Source organism: Providencia sp. 6390 (assembly GCF_058148425.1).
Window position 1 is genome coordinate 38,937 of the sequence record NZ_JBYVYL010000005.1, and the last position, 17,779, is coordinate 56,715.

A 17,779-nucleotide genomic window follows, 5' to 3' on the forward strand; every position below is an offset into this window, starting at 1 on the left:
GTGTATAATTCCAATAAAAATGATAATTAAAGAATTATAAAAAAGAATAATTCCCCTTCTTTAGCTTAAAACAAAATAAAATCCAGATCGTTACTGTGAATTAGTGATATTAGTTACAGTTATTAAATTTATTTCCCTTTACTGTGTGGTTTCACGTTTTAGCTATTTTGTCTTTCTATTAACTCAAGCTATATGTGTCATGAGCATCACAAAAATTGATAACGGCTTGATTATGAAACGGATGGGGTGGCTATGGGTAAACAATTAATTTGGATTGTGCTCGCGGTACTGGGCGCTTTTGCGCTAGGTTACATCGCATTAAACCGAGGCGAGCAAATAAATGCATTATGGATAGTGGTTGCTGCTGTCTGCGTCTACTTAATCGCTTATCGTTACTACGGATTGTTTATTGCCAAAAAAGTATTGCAAGTTGATGAAACGCGTATGACGCCATCAATTCGCCATAACGATGGCTTAGACTATGTTCCTACTGATAAAAAAGTATTATTTGGTCACCATTTTGCGGCGATCGCGGGAGCTGGGCCACTAGTTGGGCCGGTTTTGGCAGCGCAAATGGGTTATTTACCGGGTATGTTATGGTTACTGGCAGGGGTTGTGCTCGCCGGTGCAGTCCAAGACTTCATGGTGCTTTTTGTCTCGACCCGACGAGATGGCCGCTCTCTTGGCGAATTAGTTAAAGAAGAAATGGGGAATACCGCTGGTATTTTAGCCCTTATCGCCTGTTTTATGATTATGGTAATCATTCTTGCAGTGCTCGCAATGATCGTGGTTAAAGCCCTAACCCATAGCCCTTGGGGGACTTACACCGTTGCCTTCACCATCCCTCTCGCCATTTTTATGGGGATCTATACCCGCTACATCCGCCCAGGACGTATTGGTGAAGTTTCAATTATTGGCTTAGTATTTCTTGTTTTTGCAATTATATCCGGTGGCTGGGTTGCCGAAAGCGAAACATGGGCACCTTACTTTGATTATACAGGCGTGCAATTAACGTGGATGTTGGTTGGCTATGGCTTCATTGCTGCTGTATTGCCTGTTTGGTTACTATTAGCACCCCGTGATTACCTTTCAACATTCTTAAAAATTGGGACTATTATCGGTCTCGCAATCGGTATTTTAATTTTAAATCCAAATCTACAAATGCCATCGCTCACTAAATTTATTGATGGCACAGGCCCTGTTTGGGCAGGTGATTTGTTCCCATTCTTATTTATTACTATTGCTTGCGGTGCAGTATCCGGTTTCCATGCGCTGATTGCATCAGGCACGACACCTAAAATGTTAGCTAATGAAAACCAAGCGTGCTTTATCGGCTATGGCGGGATGTTAATGGAGTCTTTCGTTGCCATTATGGCGCTAGTTGCAGCTTGTGTGATTGATCCGGGTGTTTATTTCGCCATGAACAGCCCTCTAGCCATGTTAGCACCTGCTGGCACAGAAGATGTTGTGACGTCAGCTGCACAAGTCGTGAGTAGCTGGGGCTTCCACATTACACCTGACCAACTGACTAATATCGCCAATGAAGTCGGTGAGAAAAGCATAATCTCTCGTGCAGGGGGAGCGCCAACACTTGCCGTTGGTATGGCCTATATCCTACATGGCGCTCTTGGTGGGCTAATGAATGTTTCTTTCTGGTATCACTTTGCCATCTTATTTGAAGCATTATTTATTTTAACCGCGGTGGATGCAGGAACACGAGCTGCACGCTTTATGTTACAAGACTTGCTAGGCGTGATCTCACCTTCTTTGAAACGCACTGATTCTTTACCTGCAAACCTTATCGCAACTGCATTATGTGTGCTGGCTTGGGGCTACTTCCTGCATCAAGGAGTTGTTGATCCACTTGGTGGTATCAATACGCTATGGCCTCTGTTCGGTATTGCTAACCAAATGTTGGCGGGTATGGCACTAATGCTCTGCGCTGTCGTACTTTTCAAAATGAAGCGTCAAAAGTACGCATGGGTCGCTTTAGTCCCAACTGCGTGGCTACTGATTTGTACCATGACCGCTGGATGGGAAAAAACCTTCAGTGAAGATGCTCGTGTTGGCTTCTTAGCTGTTGCCAATAAATTCCAAGCAATGATTGATAGTGGTAATATTCCATCACAGTACACCGAGTCACAACTGGTACAATTGATTTTTAATAACCGTTTAGATGCTGGGCTAACTATTTTCTTTATGATTGTTGTGGTATTGCTGGCGCTGTTCTCAATCCGTACCGCTTTGAAAGCATTAAAAACGGCTGAGCCTACCGCCAATGAGGTGCCATATCAACCAATGCCAGCTAACTATCAAGAAATTGTAGCGAATACACGACACCACTAGCTGTATGGTTTGTCAGGAGGTAAATATGTTTGGTTCACTTGGTAATGCCGCTCGCTACTTAGGGCAAGCCGCAAAAATGATGATTGGTGTACCTGATTATGACAATTATGTTGCCCATATGCAGCTTAATCACCCCGATCAAACACCGATGACCTACGAAGAGTTTTTCAAAGACCGACAAGATGCGCGCTATGGCGGAAAAGGCGGTTTTAAGTGCTGCTAAGCTAGCGCAAATTTAGCAATAAAAAAACCGTAATGCGATAAAAAGGCGCGTTACGGTTTTTTAATCTCAATCAAACAGGTATTATTTCACACGTGAAACGTATTCGCCTGAACGAGTATCAACTTTGATCACTTCACCAATCTGAACGAACAGAGGGACTTTAACCACTGCGCCGGTGCTCAGAGTTGCTGGTTTACCACCGGTACCTGCTGTATCACCTTTCAGACCTGGATCAGTTTCAGTGATTTCTAACTCAACAAAGTTAGGAGGAGTCACTGCAATTGGGCGGCCATTCCACAGAGTCAAAATACACTCTGCTTGGTCGATCAGCCACTTAGCGTTATCACCAACCGCTTTTTCGTCAGCTGCTAGCTGCTCGAAAGTTTCGTTGTTCATGAAATGCCAAAACTCACCATCGTTATAGAGGTAAGTTAAGTTCATATCCATGACATCTGCACCTTCGACAGAATCAGTAGACTTAAATGTTTTTTCCAACAGTTTGTTAGAAATCAGTTTACGAATACGAACGCGTGCAAACGCTTGACCTTTACCCGGTTTAACGAATTCACTTTCAAGAATTGCACAAGGTTCGCCATCTAACATGATTTTAAGACCTGAGCGGAATTCATTGGTACTATAAGTAGCCATGGAGATCCTCTAAATTTATACACTAAATATGGCATAGCCAAAAAATGGTCGATATTGTAACTCAAAACACCCTGTCCAGAGAAGTCTGGATACAACAACTTGCTGAAGCAATCACTAATCCTGATGAATTGCTACAAATACTGGGGCTAGAAAGCCATCAAGCATCGAAAGATGGCAACGAAGCACGTAAATTATTTCCATTACGTGTGCCAAGGCCATTTATTTCACGCATGAAAAAAGGCGACCCACAAGACCCACTGCTATTGCAAGTATTAACTGCAAGAGCAGAATTCGATACCTATCCGGGTTTTTCTACTGATCCATTAGAAGAACAAGATAATGAGATCCCCAGTTTACTACACAAATATCACAACCGCGCATTGATGTTAGTGAAAGGGGGCTGTGCGGTTAACTGTCGTTACTGCTTTCGCCGTCATTTCCCCTATGAAGACAACAAGGGAAACAAAAATAATTGGTTGATAGCGGTGGATTATATAAAAAACCACACTGAACTCAATGAAATCATATTTTCAGGGGGCGATCCTCTGATGGCGAAAGATCATGAACTCGATTGGCTAATTGGTCAGTTAGAAGCCATTCCGCATATTAAACGTCTACGCATCCACTCTCGCCTACCGGTGGTGATCCCTGAACGTATCACCAACAGTTTATGCCAAAGGCTAGCCGATTCACGGTTACAAGCTATTATGGTGACACATATTAACCACGCCAATGAAATAGATGATGAATTTCGAGATGCGATGCAAAAATTGAAAAAAGCAGGTGTCACACTACTTAATCAAAGTGTGCTTTTGCGTGGCGTGAATGACAATGCTGACACGTTAGCAAATTTAAGCAACTCACTATTTGATACAGGGATCTTACCCTATTACTTGCATGTGCTAGATAAAGTACAAGGTGCTGCTCATTTCTTAGTGAGTGACCAAGAGGCTCGCTTATTAATTCAACAATTATTGGGGAAAGTTTCAGGTTATTTAGTGCCTAAATTAGCCCGAGAAATTGGAGGAGAGCCGAGTAAAACTTTACTCAACCTAAATTTGAAGCAATGCTGAAATGAAAACGCCCACGCTGAATAAAAACGGCTGGGCGTTAAATTTTCATTTTAAGGGCACTTATAAACTTGGCCAATAATCTTGCTATCTACTGGGATAAAGCTAGAAATGATGCTTTCACTTGGGCTAGATGCGCCAAAAATAACGTTTCCGCCCATTTCACCGGCTTTGTTACGCAGGTCATTCGCCGCACCGCGCATAGAGCTAGAATCGCTATTAACACCGCTCAACCAATTGCTTTGAGTTCCTGTGACTTGCCCCAGAAGTTGACAGTCACTTCCAGGTTGGTTTTCAACAAAACGAACTTGTGAGCCTGCAGCAGTTAAATTAGTTGTTGTCGAACAACCTGCTAAAAGTAGTAATGCAGCAGCACCAAGCAATACTTTAATTCGCATGTTTTCCCTCATTTATCATTGTGTTTTTGCAGTTGGTTTGAGAACCATTCAATCCTTTCTTCTGTTATTAACGGTGTCATTGAATTGAGCCATACCCGTCAGCAAACAGAGTCTACCATAGAATGCGTCAAATACCTTTGCTCGTTACTCATCAAACCAATTATATACTCTAAATAATTCGAGGTGCAGCTAGGCGACAAGTGAACGAGTCGCTAGGAGCATAGATAACACTGTGACTGGTGCGAATGAACGCAGTTACTATGCCTTAACGAAAAGCGCTACAACTTGAAGTATCACGAGTATAGCCTTACCCCAAATATACCCTGAGGCATGCCGTTAGCGCAAAAATAAATGCACAAAGATCTAATTAAAATCAGGGTAATTTATCGCAAAACGATATTTTGAACAGCACACAGTGCATTTAGCCATTTTATATATAAAAAAACCGGTACTGCTAGTCAAGCTAACAGTACCGGCTGACAGTACTTAGTGATTATATGAAGGTGATGTCGCCAAATGGCTTACATCATACCGCCCATTCCACCCATACCGCCCATACCTGCGCCGCCTAAATCAGGTGCGTCATCTTTCGGTAGGTCAGTGATCATCGCTTCAGTGGTGATCATCAAGCCTGCGATAGATGCAGCAAATTGCAGTGCAGAACGGGTAACTTTAGTTGGATCCAAAATACCCATGTCGATCATGTCGCCGTATGTATCAGTTGCTGCGTTGTAACCTTCGTTACCTTTCGCTGCTTTAACGGTGTTAACAACAACAGAGGCTTCTTCACCTGCGTTAGTGACGATTTGACGCATTGGCGCTTCCATCGCACGCAGTGCAACACGGATACCGACGTTTTGCTCTTCGTTATCACCTTTTAGTGATTCCAATTTAGCTGCAACGCGTACCAGTGCAGTACCACCACCAGCAACCACACCTTCTTCAACCGCTGCGCGAGTTGCATGCAGAGCATCATCAACACGAGCACGTTTTTCTTTCATTTCCACTTCAGTTGCTGCACCAACTTTAATGACAGCAACACCGCCAGCTAATTTAGCTACGCGCTCTTGCAGTTTTTCACGGTCGTAATCAGAAGTTGATTCTTCGATTTGTTGACGAATTTGAGCAACACGGCCTGCGATCGCAGACTCATCACCCACGCCATCAATGATAGTTGTGGTATCTTTGTTGATAACGATACGTTTTGCTTGACCTAAATCTTCTAATGTTGCTTTTTCAAGCTCCATACCGATCTCTTCAGAGATAACGGTCGCATTAGTCAGGATAGCGATATCTTGCAGCATTGCTTTACGGCGATCACCAAAACCAGGTGCTTTAACCGCTGCAACTTTCACGATACCACGCATGGTGTTAACCACGAGTGTTGCTAATGCTTCACCTTCAACATCTTCAGCGATGATCAGCAGTGGTTTACTTGCTTTCGCAACGCCTTCTAATACTGGCAGCAATTCACGGATGTTAGAAACTTTTTTATCAACTAACAGAATGAATGGGTTTTCTAGCTCAACAGCACCTGTTTCTGGCTTGTTGATGAAATAAGGAGATAGGTAACCACGGTCGAACTGCATACCTTCAACAACATCCAGTTCATCTTCTAGACCAGTACCTTCTTCAACAGTGATAACGCCTTCTTTGCCGACTTTATCCATTGCTTCTGCGATCAACTTACCAACGGTTTCGTCTGAGTTTGCAGAAATAGTACCAACCTGAGCAATCGCTCTTGAGTCTGAACATGGAACAGACAGTGCTTTCAGCTCTTCAACTGCTGCAACAACCGCTTTATCGATACCGCGCTTCAGATCCATTGGGTTCATACCTGCGGCAACAGCTTTTAGACCTTCGGTCACAATAGCTTGTGCCAGAACTGTTGCTGTTGTCGTACCGTCACCCGCTGCATCATTAGCTTTAGAGGCAACTTCTTTCACCATCTGTGCGCCCATGTTTTCGAATTTGTCTTCTAATTCGATTTCACGTGCAACAGAAACACCATCTTTGGTGATAACTGGAGAGCCGAATGATTTATCTAGAACTACGTTACGGCCTTTAGGGCCTAAAGTTACTTTAACTGCATCCGCAAGAACATTCACACCACGAAGCATTTTTACGCGTGCATCACTACCAAATTTAACGTCTTTAGCTGCCATTATTTCTTTCCTTTAAATTCTTTTCGTTAGTTGAGAAGATCTAAGTGAAAATTACGCTTCAACAATCGCTAGAATGTCACTTTCTGACATGATCAATACTTCTTCGTTGTCGATTTTTTCAGCTTTCACGCCATAACCGTCGTTAAAAATAACGATGTCGCCGACTTTCACATCCAGCGCTTTGATTTCGCCATTCTCAAGGATGCGACCATTACCAACGGCGAGGACTTCACCACGCGTAGATTTACCTGCTGCGGTGCCAGTCAGAACAATGCCGCCAGCCGATTTTGATTCAACTTCTTTACGCTTGACGATAACACGGTCATGCAATGGACGAATTTTCATTAATAGTTCTCCTATAAATAAAGTCCACACTAGGTAAAAGGACGATACCAGTATGCCTAATTAAACCAGTACCATGATTCAGGAGATTGGGGCTAGATAAAGTGACTTCAAGGGGGGGAAGATAAAAATTTTCTAGTTTTTAACTTCCCCTATTAAGAGGGATTATGATTTAGGGCGGCCATTTTTTTCTGATTCAGCAGGATCATCTGACTTATCGAGCGTATAAGTTGGGTCATCCTGTTTACGCTGGAATTCCCCTTCGAATGTATCACCTTGCTGGTATGGACTTTGACGCCCTGCACTAAAGCCATTTCCCATTGAAGAGAAGCGAATATGCGGGATCAAACGCATCACAAACAATTTTTGTACTGGTGGTAATAATAAAAGCAAACCGATAAAGTCAGTGAAGAAGCCAGGCACAATCAGTAAGAAACCCGCCAATACTAAAGCAACGCTTTTGATCATTTCAGCAGCAGGACTTTCACCCGCAGCCATTTTTTGTTGGATCTGCATAACATTTTTCATGCCCTGATTTTTAACCAGAGAAACGCCTAAGCAGGATGTCAGCACGACCAATATCAATGTCGCTAATACGCCAATGGCTGAAGCAACACGAACGAATATGACGGACTCAATATAGATGAGAAGGCAGAGTAATATTAGGGGTAACCAGCGCACAATGTTCTCCTTTGTTTCAATCTTTTTTTCGCCCCTTGGAAAACCTGTGAACTGTATCAAGAGACAACTAACAAAATTCGCTTTATTGCTTAGTATAGCCATAATGATTGGGGTCACTATAACGTTTTTCAACTCTCGGAGATTGCTAATTTTTTTAGTTTCATCTGTGAGATTGCTCACACATTTTGAAATCTGTTTCATAAATCAAACTATATAGTGATCTAGGTTCAAGGCAATGATTTAAGAACAGCATATCATCTACCCATAAATCAGTAGATCATTATGCTGATAATGAAGTAAGAGGTGTTTTGCACCTACAATATTTTGTTTCACGGTATATCTATTTTTAAAAGCGCATATAGACAGTAACTGTAATCTAATTAAGAAGGTTCTCATGTCAAACAATACTCGTATCGAAGAAGACCTGTTAGGTCAGAAAGAAGTCCCATCTGATGCCTACTACGGTGTTCATACTCTGCGTGCGATTGAAAACTTTTATATTAGCGACCGCACCATTAATGATGTGCCTGAGTTTATTCGTGGCATGGTAATGGTAAAAAAAGCGGCTGCGATGGCGAACAAAGAACTTCATACTATTCCACGTAATATCGCAGACACGATTATTAAAGCCTGTGATGTTGTACTGGATTCAGGTAAATGTATGGACCAATTCCCTGTTGACGTATTCCAAGGTGGTGCTGGTACATCACTGAATATGAATACTAACGAGGTCCTTGCAAATATTGGTCTTGAACTGATGGGTCATAAAAAAGGGGAATATGAATTCCTAAATCCAAATGACCACTTAAATAAAAGCCAATCAACCAACGATGCATACCCTACTGGTTTCCGTATCGCGGTATACAACTCTGTTGTTAAACTGATTGAATCAGTTGAATACCTCAAAAAAGGCTTTGAGAAAAAAGCTGAAGAATATAAAGACATTCTGAAAATGGGTCGTACCCAATTACAGGATGCTGTTCCAATGACTGTTGGCCAAGAATTCCATGCCTTTGCCACCCTCTTAAAAGAAGAAGAGAAAAACCTAAAACGCAGCATTGAATTACTGCTGGAAGTTAACTTAGGTGCAACAGCTATCGGTACTGGTCTAAACACAGCGCCGGGTTATCAAAAACTGGCTGTTGAAAAACTGGCTGAAGTAACTGGTTTAGCTTGTGTTCCAGCAGAAGACTTAATCGAAGCAACCTCTGACTGTGGTGCTTACATCACTGTTCACGCAGGTTTGAAACGCCTTGCAGTTAAGCTATCTAAAATCTGTAATGACTTACGTTTACTGTCTTCTGGCCCTCGTGCAGGTCTGAAAGAAATCAATCTGCCTGAATTACAAGCAGGTTCTTCTATCATGCCAGCAAAAGTTAACCCAGTAATTCCAGAAGTGGTTAACCAAGCGTGCTTCAAAGTTATCGGTAACGATATCTGTGTTACAATGGCAGCTGAAGCGGGTCAGCTACAATTGAACGTCATGGAACCAGCTATTGGTCAAGCCATGTTTGAATCTATTTCACTCATGAGCAATGCTTGTCGTAACTTGGTTGAAAAATGCGTTAACGGTATTACAGTTAATAAAGAGATTTGTGAAGCGTTCGTATTTAATTCTATCGGTATCGTAACTTACCTGAACCCATTTATTGGTCACCATAATGGTGATATCGTGGGTAAAATTTGTGCAGAAACAGGTAAGAGCGTCCGTGAAGTCGTACTTGAGCGCGGCTTACTGACCGAAGAACAACTGGATGATATCTTCTCTGTTGAGAACCTAAAACACCCAGCTTATAAAGCGAAACGATTTGATGACTAATCATTTATGTTAAACATAAATAATTCTTAAAAATCAAGGCACGCCTCTCCTTTGGAAAGCGTGCCTTTTTAGTTTTATGCACACACAAAAAATTAACATAACAGTTTCATATTTTTAATTTTAAATTTGTCGAGGAGTAAACACTATGTTAGCCGTGGAATTTATAATTGTTCTACTGGCCATATTTTTGGGGGCCCGTCTAGGTGGGATAGGTATCGGCTTTGCCGGTGGCCTTGGTGTTCTGGTACTCGCTGCAATTGGCGTGAAACCAGGAACCATTCCATTTGACGTCATCTCGATTATTATGGCGGTAATCGCAGCGATCTCTGCAATGCAAATTGCCGGTGGTCTGGATTATTTAGTTGCCCAAACGGAAAAATTATTACGTCGTAATCCAAAATACATCACCATCCTTGCACCAATCGTGACTTATTTCCTGACTCTGTTTGCTGGCACAGGGAATATTTCTTTAGCTACATTGCCCGTTATTGCCGAAGTTGCTAAAGAGCAAGGCGTAAAACCATGTCGTCCACTATCTACAGCGGTTGTTGCAGCTCAAATTGGTATTACCGCATCCCCCATTTCTGCGGCGGTAGTGTATATGGCATCGGTGATGGAAAACCCTGCAATGGTTGGCGCAGGTAATACCGTTAGCTACATTACTTTGCTAGGTATTTTATTGCCATCAACTTTCCTCGCCATTATTTTGATGTCATTCATCATCTCTTGGACATTTAACTCTAAACTGTCTGATGATCCTGTTTATCAAAAACGTTTAGCGGAAGGTTTAGTTGAATTACGTGGAAGCCAAGTCAAAGATATCAAACCAGGTGCTAAATCCTCGGTTCTATTATTCTTACTGGGTGTGGTCTGTGTGGTTGTCTACGCTATCGTCAACAGCCCAAGCTTAGGTTTGGTACAAACCCCATTAATGAATACCACTAATGCAATCTTGATCATCATGCTAAGTGTGGCCACACTAATTACTGTGTTCTGCCGTGTAAGCACTGACTCGATCCTCAATTCAAGTACCTTTAAAGCAGGTATGAGTGCGTGTATTTGTATCCTTGGTGTTGCTTGGTTAGGTGATACTTTTGTACAGCACAACATTGATTGGATTAAAGAAACTGCGGGTGACTTGATCCACGAACATTCATGGATGCTAGCGGTTATTTTCTTCTTCTGTTCAGCACTGCTTTATTCACAAGCGGCAACGGCAAAAGCATTAATGCCTATGGCATTAGCTTTACATGTTAGCCCACTGACAGCTATCGCTTCGTTCTCTGCGGTATCTGGTTTATTCATTCTGCCAACTTACCCAACATTGGTTGCGGCAGTGCAGATGGATGACACAGGCACAACACGTATCGGTCGCTTCGTCTTTAACCACCCATTCTTTATACCGGGTACTATTGGCGTTGTGTTAGCGGTAACGTTCGGCTTCCTATTCGGCGGCATGATGTTGTAGTCCGTTAATCTGTACTAAAATAAAACCCGCCTTAAAAGCGGGTTTTATTTCTAATGCATTATAATTGCTTTCCTAGCTTTAGCACTTTTGCCACATTATAAGCAGCCTGCTGTAAGTTAACTGCTCCTTCAGACAATGCTTCTTCGAGTGGACATAAGCGCGGTAGGATACTAAAAAAGGCATCAATACCTTCTTGGTGTAAAGCCTCAACCCCTTTGCCTAATACACCGCTCAACGCAATAACTGGCACATGATGTTTAGCAGCGACTTTGGCGATGCCTATGGGAGCTTTACCGCCCGCGGTTTGCCCATCCATACTGCCTTCCCCCACAATAACCAAATCGGCATTGATAATTTCTTTTTCTAAATTAACCGCTTGAATAACAATTTCAATGCCAGGTTTTAACTGCGCGCCCATAAATGCAGCGGCAGCAACTGAAATGCCCCCTGCTGCTCCACCACCCGCTAAATGACGATAATCTGTGCCCGTTGTATGCTCAATAACTTTAGCTAATTGATTCAACCCTTGTTCAAGGATTGCCACCATTTCAGGTGTAGCACCCTTTTGCGGGCCAAATACCACTGCGGCACCACGTTCACCGATTAATGGGTTGTCCACATCGCAAGCAACATCAATACCGCAGTGCTGCAAACGCGGATCAAGATTTGTCATATCGATATCAACAATACGATTTAAGACCTCACCACCGCGCGCGAGCACTTGTTGCTGTTGATCGTAAAACACGGCACCAAGCGCTTGTAACATACCTACGCCACCATCAACCGTTGCGCTTCCACCAATGCCTAAAATAATCTGCTTGACCCCTTTATCTAAGGCATCTTTGATCAACTGTCCTGTGCCAAAACTATGCGTTAGCAAAGGATTACGGTCTTTAGGGGAGACCAACATCAAGCCGCTCGCCTCCGCCATCTCAATGACCGCGGTTTTTCCTTGATGCAATAACCCATAGGTTGCCATCACTGCTTGATTGAGTGGCCCGCAGACTTCAACAGTGACACGCTCGCCACCGATTGCAGCAATCAAAGCATCAACGGTACCTTCTCCACCGTCAGCAATAGGTAAGCTAAGATAGGTGGCATGAGGAAAGATAGCTTGAAACCCTTGCTTTACTGCATTGGCAGCAAGCTCTGCACTCATACTCTCTTTGAACGAATCAGGTGCGATGATAATTTTCATAATAGGAGTACCTATGGGAAATGAGGTCGATGCTTAACCTTATAATATCATGTTGATATCAGTGTTACTTCTATACTCGCTATCCTTCAGCTTGCAGCGCTTTTCGTTAAGGTAATGGTGACTCGCCTATCTGCAACTCGAATTATTTTGAGTATAATCACGTTAGCACCAATTAGTGCCAAGATGAAATTGCACATTTAGAGATAAAACCTCACACAATAAACCAGATAGCCCATTAATTAAAATAGCTATTTAGTTTACTTTAGAGTTAAAAAAATTAATTATTCAATATTTTCATTTAATCCTTAACTTAATATTAACCTTATTTAGAAAATATAATATATCAATAAATGTACTACCAACATCCTAACAGAAAAAATGGGATTTAGAAGCATTTCATGGAAAAATTTTCCAAAAAATAAATTGATAAATCTCAATGTCATACAAGAATTTAATTCTAGAATAATGTTTATTATACGCTACATTCAAGGTTTAATTTTAGATCATACTACATCCGTTTGATTTTCAACCAATTAATTATAATTAAATCTAAAAAACAGAAGCTAACAACCTTTTACTTATGATATGAAACGCCAAAACAAAAATTCAATGTATTGATAAGTAATGCAATAAATAAAAACTCGTGCTCCAGATCTATTTTTTGGAAAAATTTATCACAAAAACATTGCCTATTGGAGTTTAGGATAGTTATATTGAATCCGAAAATATTTCATATAGCAGTAAAAATAACCTAAAAAATAAAACTTAATAATCATAAATGTTTTTTTGATTATTAAGTTGATACATATATAAAAAATAACATTGTTTGAAATTTTAAAATAATAACTTTATTACTTTATTAAAAATTCGATTAGTTAAATCTCTCAATTTCATTTTTATACTTTAAATAATTCGAGGTATTGCTAGATGGAATGTGAATGAGTGTCTAGAAGCATCACAACAAGATGACTAGTACAAGTGAGCAACCAGCAATGCGGTAACTTGGAATATGACGAGTATGCACTATATGCGTGGAAGGGCACATATATGAATCACTCAGAAGAAAAAGAGATTTATCGTGAACGTGGGTATACCGATGACCTATTACCTAAAAACCAACAACAGCGTACATGGAAAACATTTAATTATTTTACCCTCTGGATGGGTTCGGTACATAACGTTCCCAATTATCTAATGGTCGGTGGTTTTTTTATTTTAGGGCTATCAACCATGAATATTATGTTTGCCATTATCTTGAGTGCGATTTGTATCGCCTTTGTTATGGTGATGAATGGTGCTGCTGGCTCTAAGTATGGCATTCCCTTTCCTATGTTGCTAAGGGCGTCATATGGTATCAAAGGGTCCTTATTTCCTGGTGTTTTAAGAGGGTGTATCGCAGCAATCATGTGGTTTGGCTTGCAATGTTTTACAGGTTCATTGGCACTATTAATTTTAATTGGCAAGCTATGGCCTGAGTTTCTAAACATTGGCAACGGTGAAACCTATTTTGGCGTCACCATACCTGCCTTCATTGTTTTTATTATCTTTTGGGCAATGAACGTTGCCATTGGTTTAGGTGGAGGAAAAGTTCTCAATAAACTGACCGCCATTTTAAATCCCTGCATTTATATTCTATTTGGTGGTATGGCGATCTGGTCGATATCCCTTGTCGGCATTCAACCGATTCTCGATTATATTCCAACAGGTGTGACTGAAGCACCAAGCAAAGTCTTCTTTTTCTTTATTGTGATCAACAGTGTGGTCGCTGTTTGGGCAGCACCTGCGGTTAACGCCTCTGATTTTACACAATATTCAAGTAGCTTTAAGCAACAAGCTATTGGACAAACATCTGGTTTGTTAGTGGCTTATATTCTATTTGCAGTGAGCAGTGTCTGCATATTAGCGGGTGCGAGCATCCATTATGGGGTTGATACTTGGAATGTGCTCGACATTGTTCAAAAGTGGGATAGCCTTTACGCCTCACTATTTGCCGTAATTGTGATCTTAATGGCCACAATATCAACCAACGCAGCGGGTAATATTATCCCTGCAGGCTACCAAATTGCTGCACTATATCCATCAAAACTGACCTACCGCCATGGCGTTATTATAGCCAGTATCATCAGTATCCTGATCATGCCTTGGAAGCTGATCGAAAATCAGGACAGCATCTATACCTTTTTAGATATTATCGGCGGCATTTTAGGCCCTGTCATTGGTGTCATGCTATCCCATTATTTCATCGTCATGCGTACCAAAATTAATTTAGATATTCTGTATACCCGCACTGGTGATTACAAATTCTATGAGCACGGATTTAATATCACTGCGTTTGTTATCACTGTCATTGCCGTTATTTTCTCACTCGGCGGAAAGCTCATTCCACTATTAGAGCCTATCTCGCGCGTGTCTTGGTTTGCAGGCGTGATCTCTGCATTCGTTCTCTACTCATTATTTAAAAAAGATCCATCGAAAGTGATTAAACAAAAAATCCAGGTGAACGCGGAGCCCAAAGTTGCCGTAAAAACGCCTGCGTAATTGACATAAATAACACTGGAAATTCAATTAGTTTGCGAAGCATCGCATTACTCATTGAACAATTGTGAAAGAATCATCTTATCTAAGGAACATCTCATGCCATATGATCTGATTATTAAAAACGGTACTGTTATTCTTGAAAATGAAGCCATTGTTACCGATATCGCAGTAAAAGATGGGAAAATCGCCGCGATTGGTGCATCGCTTACCAATGCGAAAGAAGAAATAGATGCATCAGGTTTAGTGGTTTCACCCGGCATGGTCGACTCACATGCACATATTTCAGAACCGGGAAGAACACATTGGGAAGGTTATCAAACTGGCACTCGCTCCGCTGCCAAAGGTGGTATCACAACCATTATTGAAATGCCGCTAAATCAGCTTCCTGCAACCGTTGACCGTGAAAGTATTGAACTCAAATTTGATGCTGCAACAGGCAAACTATCCGTCGATGCGGCTCAGTACGGTGGCTTAGTTTCCTATAATTTAGATAGACTTCATGAGCTAGATGAGGTCGGTGTTGTTGGCTTCAAATGTTTTATCGCCACCTGTGGCGATCGCCGTATAGACAACGATTTTCGTGAAGTGAATGATTTTCAATTTTTACGAGGGGCGCAAATTATTAGTGAGTTTGATTCCCCAATTCTGATCCATTGCGAAAATGCGGCAATCTGTGATGAATTAGGTAAAGAAGCAGAAGCTGAGGGGCGTTTAACTGCACATGATTATGTTGCCTCACGTCCTGTCTATACAGAAATTGAAGCCATTCGCCGTGTTTTATATCTTGCGAAAGTCGCAAATTGTCCTGTGCATATTTGCCATATTAGTAGCCCTGAAGGTGTCGAAGAAGTCACAAAAGCACGAAATGAAGGGCAACGTGTCACTGCGGAATCCTGCCCTCACTACTTTGCATTGACCACTGATGAATTTGCTAAAATTGGTAATACAGCGAAATGTTCACCGCCAATTCGTGATCTAGAAAACCAAAAAGGGATGTGGGAAAAGCTGTTTAATGGTGAAATCGATTGTTTAGGTTCCGACCACTCCCCTTGTCCACCTGAAATGAAAGAGGGGCATGTATTTAAATCATGGGGCGGTATTGCTGGCATGCAAAACTGTGTTGACCTCATGTATGATGAAGCAGTACAAAAACGAGGGATGAGCCTGCCGCTGTTTGCTAAAGTGATGGCAAGCAATGCAGCAAATATTTTTGGATTAAAACATAAAGGCTCCATCAGTGTGGGTAAAGATGCTGACTTTGTGTTTATTAAACCTAACTCAAGCTATCAGCTAACCGCCCAAGATCTGGAATATCGCCATAAAATAAGCCCTTATATTGGACGTAAAATTGGCGCTCAAGTTGCCCGTACTATTTTACGCGGCCAGACAATTTATGATATCAACACAGGTGTACGAGAAACACCAATCGGTAAATTTATATTAAAACATCAACAATAGTGTCTTACTGAATACGCAGCACAACCGTTGATAAGTTGTGCTGCTTTGTTATTTTAAAGGGGAGGGTTATGTTTAATTTAAGCAAAGACAATTACTTGTCTGGTTTACAGTGGTTTTTCTTTATTTTTTGTAATACGGTCGTAATACCACCTACCCTACAATCTGCATTTCAGTTATCCAATGAAACAACACTTGTTATCACCCAATATGCATTTTTAGCAACATCCCTCGCCTGTTTAATTCAAGCCATTTTGGGCCATAAACGTTCAATAATGGAGGGGCCAGCTGGCTTATGGTGGGGAACAATTCTGTCTGTCACCTTTGCAGAATCGGCTCAAGGCACGCCACTGGAAGTTATTGGTATCAGCTTTGCTCTCGGTATTGCCATCGCAGGTATTATCACCATTATCATTGGTATTAGCGGTATTGGTAAATATTTAGCCTTATTATTTTCACCCGGTGTTATGGCTGTATTTATGTTTTTACTGGGCGCTAATTTAATTTCTATTTTCCTCAAAGGAATGCTTGGCTTACCTTTTAGTGCCACCAACGAGCCTGTCCATATTCAATTTGATACATTCTTATTAGCTTTATTTATCATGGTATTGATCATTGCCATTATTGTGTTACTGCCACGCAATATCAATAAATATGCAGTTCTAATTGGCTCTGTTTTAGGTTGGATACTCTATTTAGCCCTTTTTCGAGCTGAAACCGTTGCCTCAAGCAGCGTTCATTGGCAACTATTCCCCCTCGGTAAAGCAGAATCAATTAACTATGGTATCATCGCAACTTGTGTGATTGCTTCCTTACTCAACACCTCAAATACCTTTGGCGCAATAAAAGGAACTGACCTCTTTCATGAAGGAGCACCCGCAACACCGTCAATGTATCGCCGAAGTTTTATCACTTCAGGTGTAATGACATTTGCCTGTTCGCCATTAGGTATTGTGCCGTTTGCCCCTTTTGTTTCATCCATTGGGCTAATCACCCAAACTGGCGACTCAACTAAAAAGCCATTTATCATTGGTAGCATTTTCTTTTTGATTATCAGTTTAATTCCGCTACTTTCGAGTGTTTTCGCATCGTTCCCACTGGTGATCAGCAGTACAGTGATGATGGTAACTTATTTACCTCTATTGTGGTCCTCATTGCTGTTCATTCGCATCTTGGAACTAAACCCACGTAATATTTATCGCATCGCTCTTCCATTATTTATTGGTATTTTCTTAATGAGTGTCCCACCAACTTATATGCAAGATATTCCATTAACAATCCGTCCAATTGTGACTAACGGATTACTAATGGGCATTATCATTTCAATTATTTTAGAAAATATATTTAAATGGAATAAAATTAAATAATAAAAAAAAGCCCCAAATTATTGGGGCAAAAACGAACGACTAGTTAAACTGATTAACAACT

14 protein-coding genes are annotated in these 17,779 nt (G+C 41.3%); 8 read left to right on the forward strand and 6 right to left on the reverse strand.

All coding sequences use genetic code 11. From position 1 onward, the window contains the following. The first annotated feature begins 252 nt into the window (after window positions 1–252). Window positions 253–2,346 carry a pyruvate/proton symporter CstA gene (cstA, locus tag AC3Z9T_RS11730; RefSeq protein WP_490126316.1) on the forward strand — a complete coding sequence of 698 codons (2,094 nt, stop codon included), beginning with the start codon at window positions 253–255 and terminating at the stop codon, window positions 2,344–2,346. Window positions 2,347–2,371: 25 nt separating this feature from the next. Beyond that, a complete protein-coding gene (locus AC3Z9T_RS11735; protein WP_070925419.1) occupies window positions 2,372–2,569 on the forward strand; it encodes a YbdD/YjiX family protein in 198 nt (65 codons plus the stop codon). An 81-nt stretch (window positions 2,570–2,650) separates the two neighbouring features. Here the strand turns inward: AC3Z9T_RS11735 and efp are convergent, their stop codons facing one another. Next, a complete protein-coding gene (efp, locus tag AC3Z9T_RS11740; protein WP_490126317.1) occupies window positions 2,651–3,217 on the reverse strand; it encodes an elongation factor P in 567 nt (188 codons plus the stop codon). 44 nt (window positions 3,218–3,261) lie between these two features. On the opposite strand from efp, the gene epmB reads away from it, so the two are divergent. Next, window positions 3,262–4,290 carry an EF-P beta-lysylation protein EpmB gene (epmB, locus tag AC3Z9T_RS11745; protein WP_490126318.1) on the forward strand — a complete coding sequence of 343 codons (1,029 nt, stop codon included), beginning with the start codon at window positions 3,262–3,264 and terminating at the stop codon, window positions 4,288–4,290. A 50-nt stretch (window positions 4,291–4,340) separates the two neighbouring features. Here the strand turns inward: epmB and AC3Z9T_RS11750 are convergent, their stop codons facing one another. The 4 genes from AC3Z9T_RS11750 to AC3Z9T_RS11765 form a co-directional block, all read right to left on the reverse strand. Beyond that, on the reverse strand, window positions 4,341–4,685 hold the full coding sequence (locus AC3Z9T_RS11750) for a DUF4156 domain-containing protein (protein WP_490126319.1): 345 nt from the start codon (window positions 4,683–4,685) through the stop codon (window positions 4,341–4,343). Between the two features lie 521 nt (window positions 4,686–5,206). Further along, window positions 5,207–6,850, reverse strand: coding sequence for a chaperonin GroEL (groL, locus tag AC3Z9T_RS11755; RefSeq protein ID WP_490126320.1), 1,644 nt, complete (start codon window positions 6,848–6,850; stop codon window positions 5,207–5,209). Window positions 6,851–6,901: 51 nt separating this feature from the next. Then, on the reverse strand, window positions 6,902–7,195 hold the full coding sequence (locus AC3Z9T_RS11760) for a co-chaperone GroES (protein WP_008914587.1): 294 nt from the start codon (window positions 7,193–7,195) through the stop codon (window positions 6,902–6,904). A gap of 162 nt (window positions 7,196–7,357) precedes the next feature. Further along, entirely contained in the window at window positions 7,358–7,873 is a 516-nt protein-coding gene (locus tag AC3Z9T_RS11765) for an FxsA family protein (RefSeq protein WP_490126321.1), read from the reverse strand. A gap of 394 nt (window positions 7,874–8,267) precedes the next feature. Here AC3Z9T_RS11765 and aspA point away from each other — a divergent pair, with 394 nt between their 5' ends. Both aspA and AC3Z9T_RS11775 read left to right on the forward strand, forming a co-directional pair. Beyond that, window positions 8,268–9,692, forward strand: coding sequence for an aspartate ammonia-lyase (gene aspA / locus AC3Z9T_RS11770; RefSeq protein WP_140182993.1), 1,425 nt, complete (start codon window positions 8,268–8,270; stop codon window positions 9,690–9,692). Between the two features lie 145 nt (window positions 9,693–9,837). After that, on the forward strand, window positions 9,838–11,160 hold the full coding sequence (locus AC3Z9T_RS11775; protein WP_490126322.1) for an anaerobic C4-dicarboxylate transporter: 1,323 nt from the start codon (window positions 9,838–9,840) through the stop codon (window positions 11,158–11,160). A 58-nt stretch (window positions 11,161–11,218) separates the two neighbouring features. Here the strand turns inward: AC3Z9T_RS11775 and AC3Z9T_RS11780 are convergent, their stop codons facing one another. After that, complete coding sequence (locus AC3Z9T_RS11780) at window positions 11,219–12,358, reverse strand: glycerate kinase (protein WP_490126323.1); 1,140 nt, start codon at window positions 12,356–12,358, stop codon at window positions 11,219–11,221. A 1,047-nt stretch (window positions 12,359–13,405) separates the two neighbouring features. Here AC3Z9T_RS11780 and AC3Z9T_RS11785 point away from each other — a divergent pair. The 3 genes from AC3Z9T_RS11785 to AC3Z9T_RS11795 all read left to right on the forward strand — a co-directional run bounded on the left by AC3Z9T_RS11785 (window position 13,406) and on the right by AC3Z9T_RS11795 (window position 17,718). Continuing rightward, window positions 13,406–14,896 carry an allantoin transporter gene (locus tag AC3Z9T_RS11785; protein WP_490126324.1) on the forward strand — a complete coding sequence of 497 codons (1,491 nt, stop codon included), beginning with the start codon at window positions 13,406–13,408 and terminating at the stop codon, window positions 14,894–14,896. Between the two features lie 96 nt (window positions 14,897–14,992). After that, window positions 14,993–16,354: an allantoinase AllB gene (gene allB, locus AC3Z9T_RS11790; RefSeq protein ID WP_490126325.1), complete on the forward strand. Its 1,362-nt coding sequence runs from the start codon at window positions 14,993–14,995 to the stop codon at window positions 16,352–16,354. Window positions 16,355–16,422: 68 nt separating this feature from the next. Then, complete coding sequence (locus AC3Z9T_RS11795; RefSeq protein WP_490126326.1) at window positions 16,423–17,718, forward strand: uracil/xanthine transporter; 1,296 nt, start codon at window positions 16,423–16,425, stop codon at window positions 17,716–17,718. The last annotated feature ends 61 nt before the right edge of the window (window positions 17,719–17,779 follow it).

Coding starts and splice junctions, on each gene's coding strand:
- cstA (WP_490126316.1), top strand. CDS start 253: ATGGGTAAACAATTAATTTGGATTGTGCTCGCGGTACTGGGCGCTTTT.
- AC3Z9T_RS11735 (WP_070925419.1), top strand. CDS start 2,372: ATGTTTGGTTCACTTGGTAATGCCGCTCGCTACTTAGGGCAAGCCGCA.
- efp (WP_490126317.1), bottom strand. CDS start 3,217: ATGGCTACTTATAGTACCAATGAATTCCGCTCAGGTCTTAAAATCATG.
- epmB (WP_490126318.1), top strand. CDS start 3,262: ATGGTCGATATTGTAACTCAAAACACCCTGTCCAGAGAAGTCTGGATA.
- AC3Z9T_RS11750 (WP_490126319.1), bottom strand. CDS start 4,685: ATGCGAATTAAAGTATTGCTTGGTGCTGCTGCATTACTACTTTTAGCA.
- groL (WP_490126320.1), bottom strand. CDS start 6,850: ATGGCAGCTAAAGACGTTAAATTTGGTAGTGATGCACGCGTAAAAATG.
- AC3Z9T_RS11760 (WP_008914587.1), bottom strand. CDS start 7,195: ATGAAAATTCGTCCATTGCATGACCGTGTTATCGTCAAGCGTAAAGAA.
- aspA (WP_140182993.1), top strand. CDS start 8,268: ATGTCAAACAATACTCGTATCGAAGAAGACCTGTTAGGTCAGAAAGAA.
- AC3Z9T_RS11775 (WP_490126322.1), top strand. CDS start 9,838: ATGTTAGCCGTGGAATTTATAATTGTTCTACTGGCCATATTTTTGGGG.
- AC3Z9T_RS11780 (WP_490126323.1), bottom strand. CDS start 12,358: ATGAAAATTATCATCGCACCTGATTCGTTCAAAGAGAGTATGAGTGCA.
- AC3Z9T_RS11785 (WP_490126324.1), top strand. CDS start 13,406: ATGAATCACTCAGAAGAAAAAGAGATTTATCGTGAACGTGGGTATACC.
- allB (WP_490126325.1), top strand. CDS start 14,993: ATGCCATATGATCTGATTATTAAAAACGGTACTGTTATTCTTGAAAAT.
- AC3Z9T_RS11795 (WP_490126326.1), top strand. CDS start 16,423: ATGTTTAATTTAAGCAAAGACAATTACTTGTCTGGTTTACAGTGGTTT.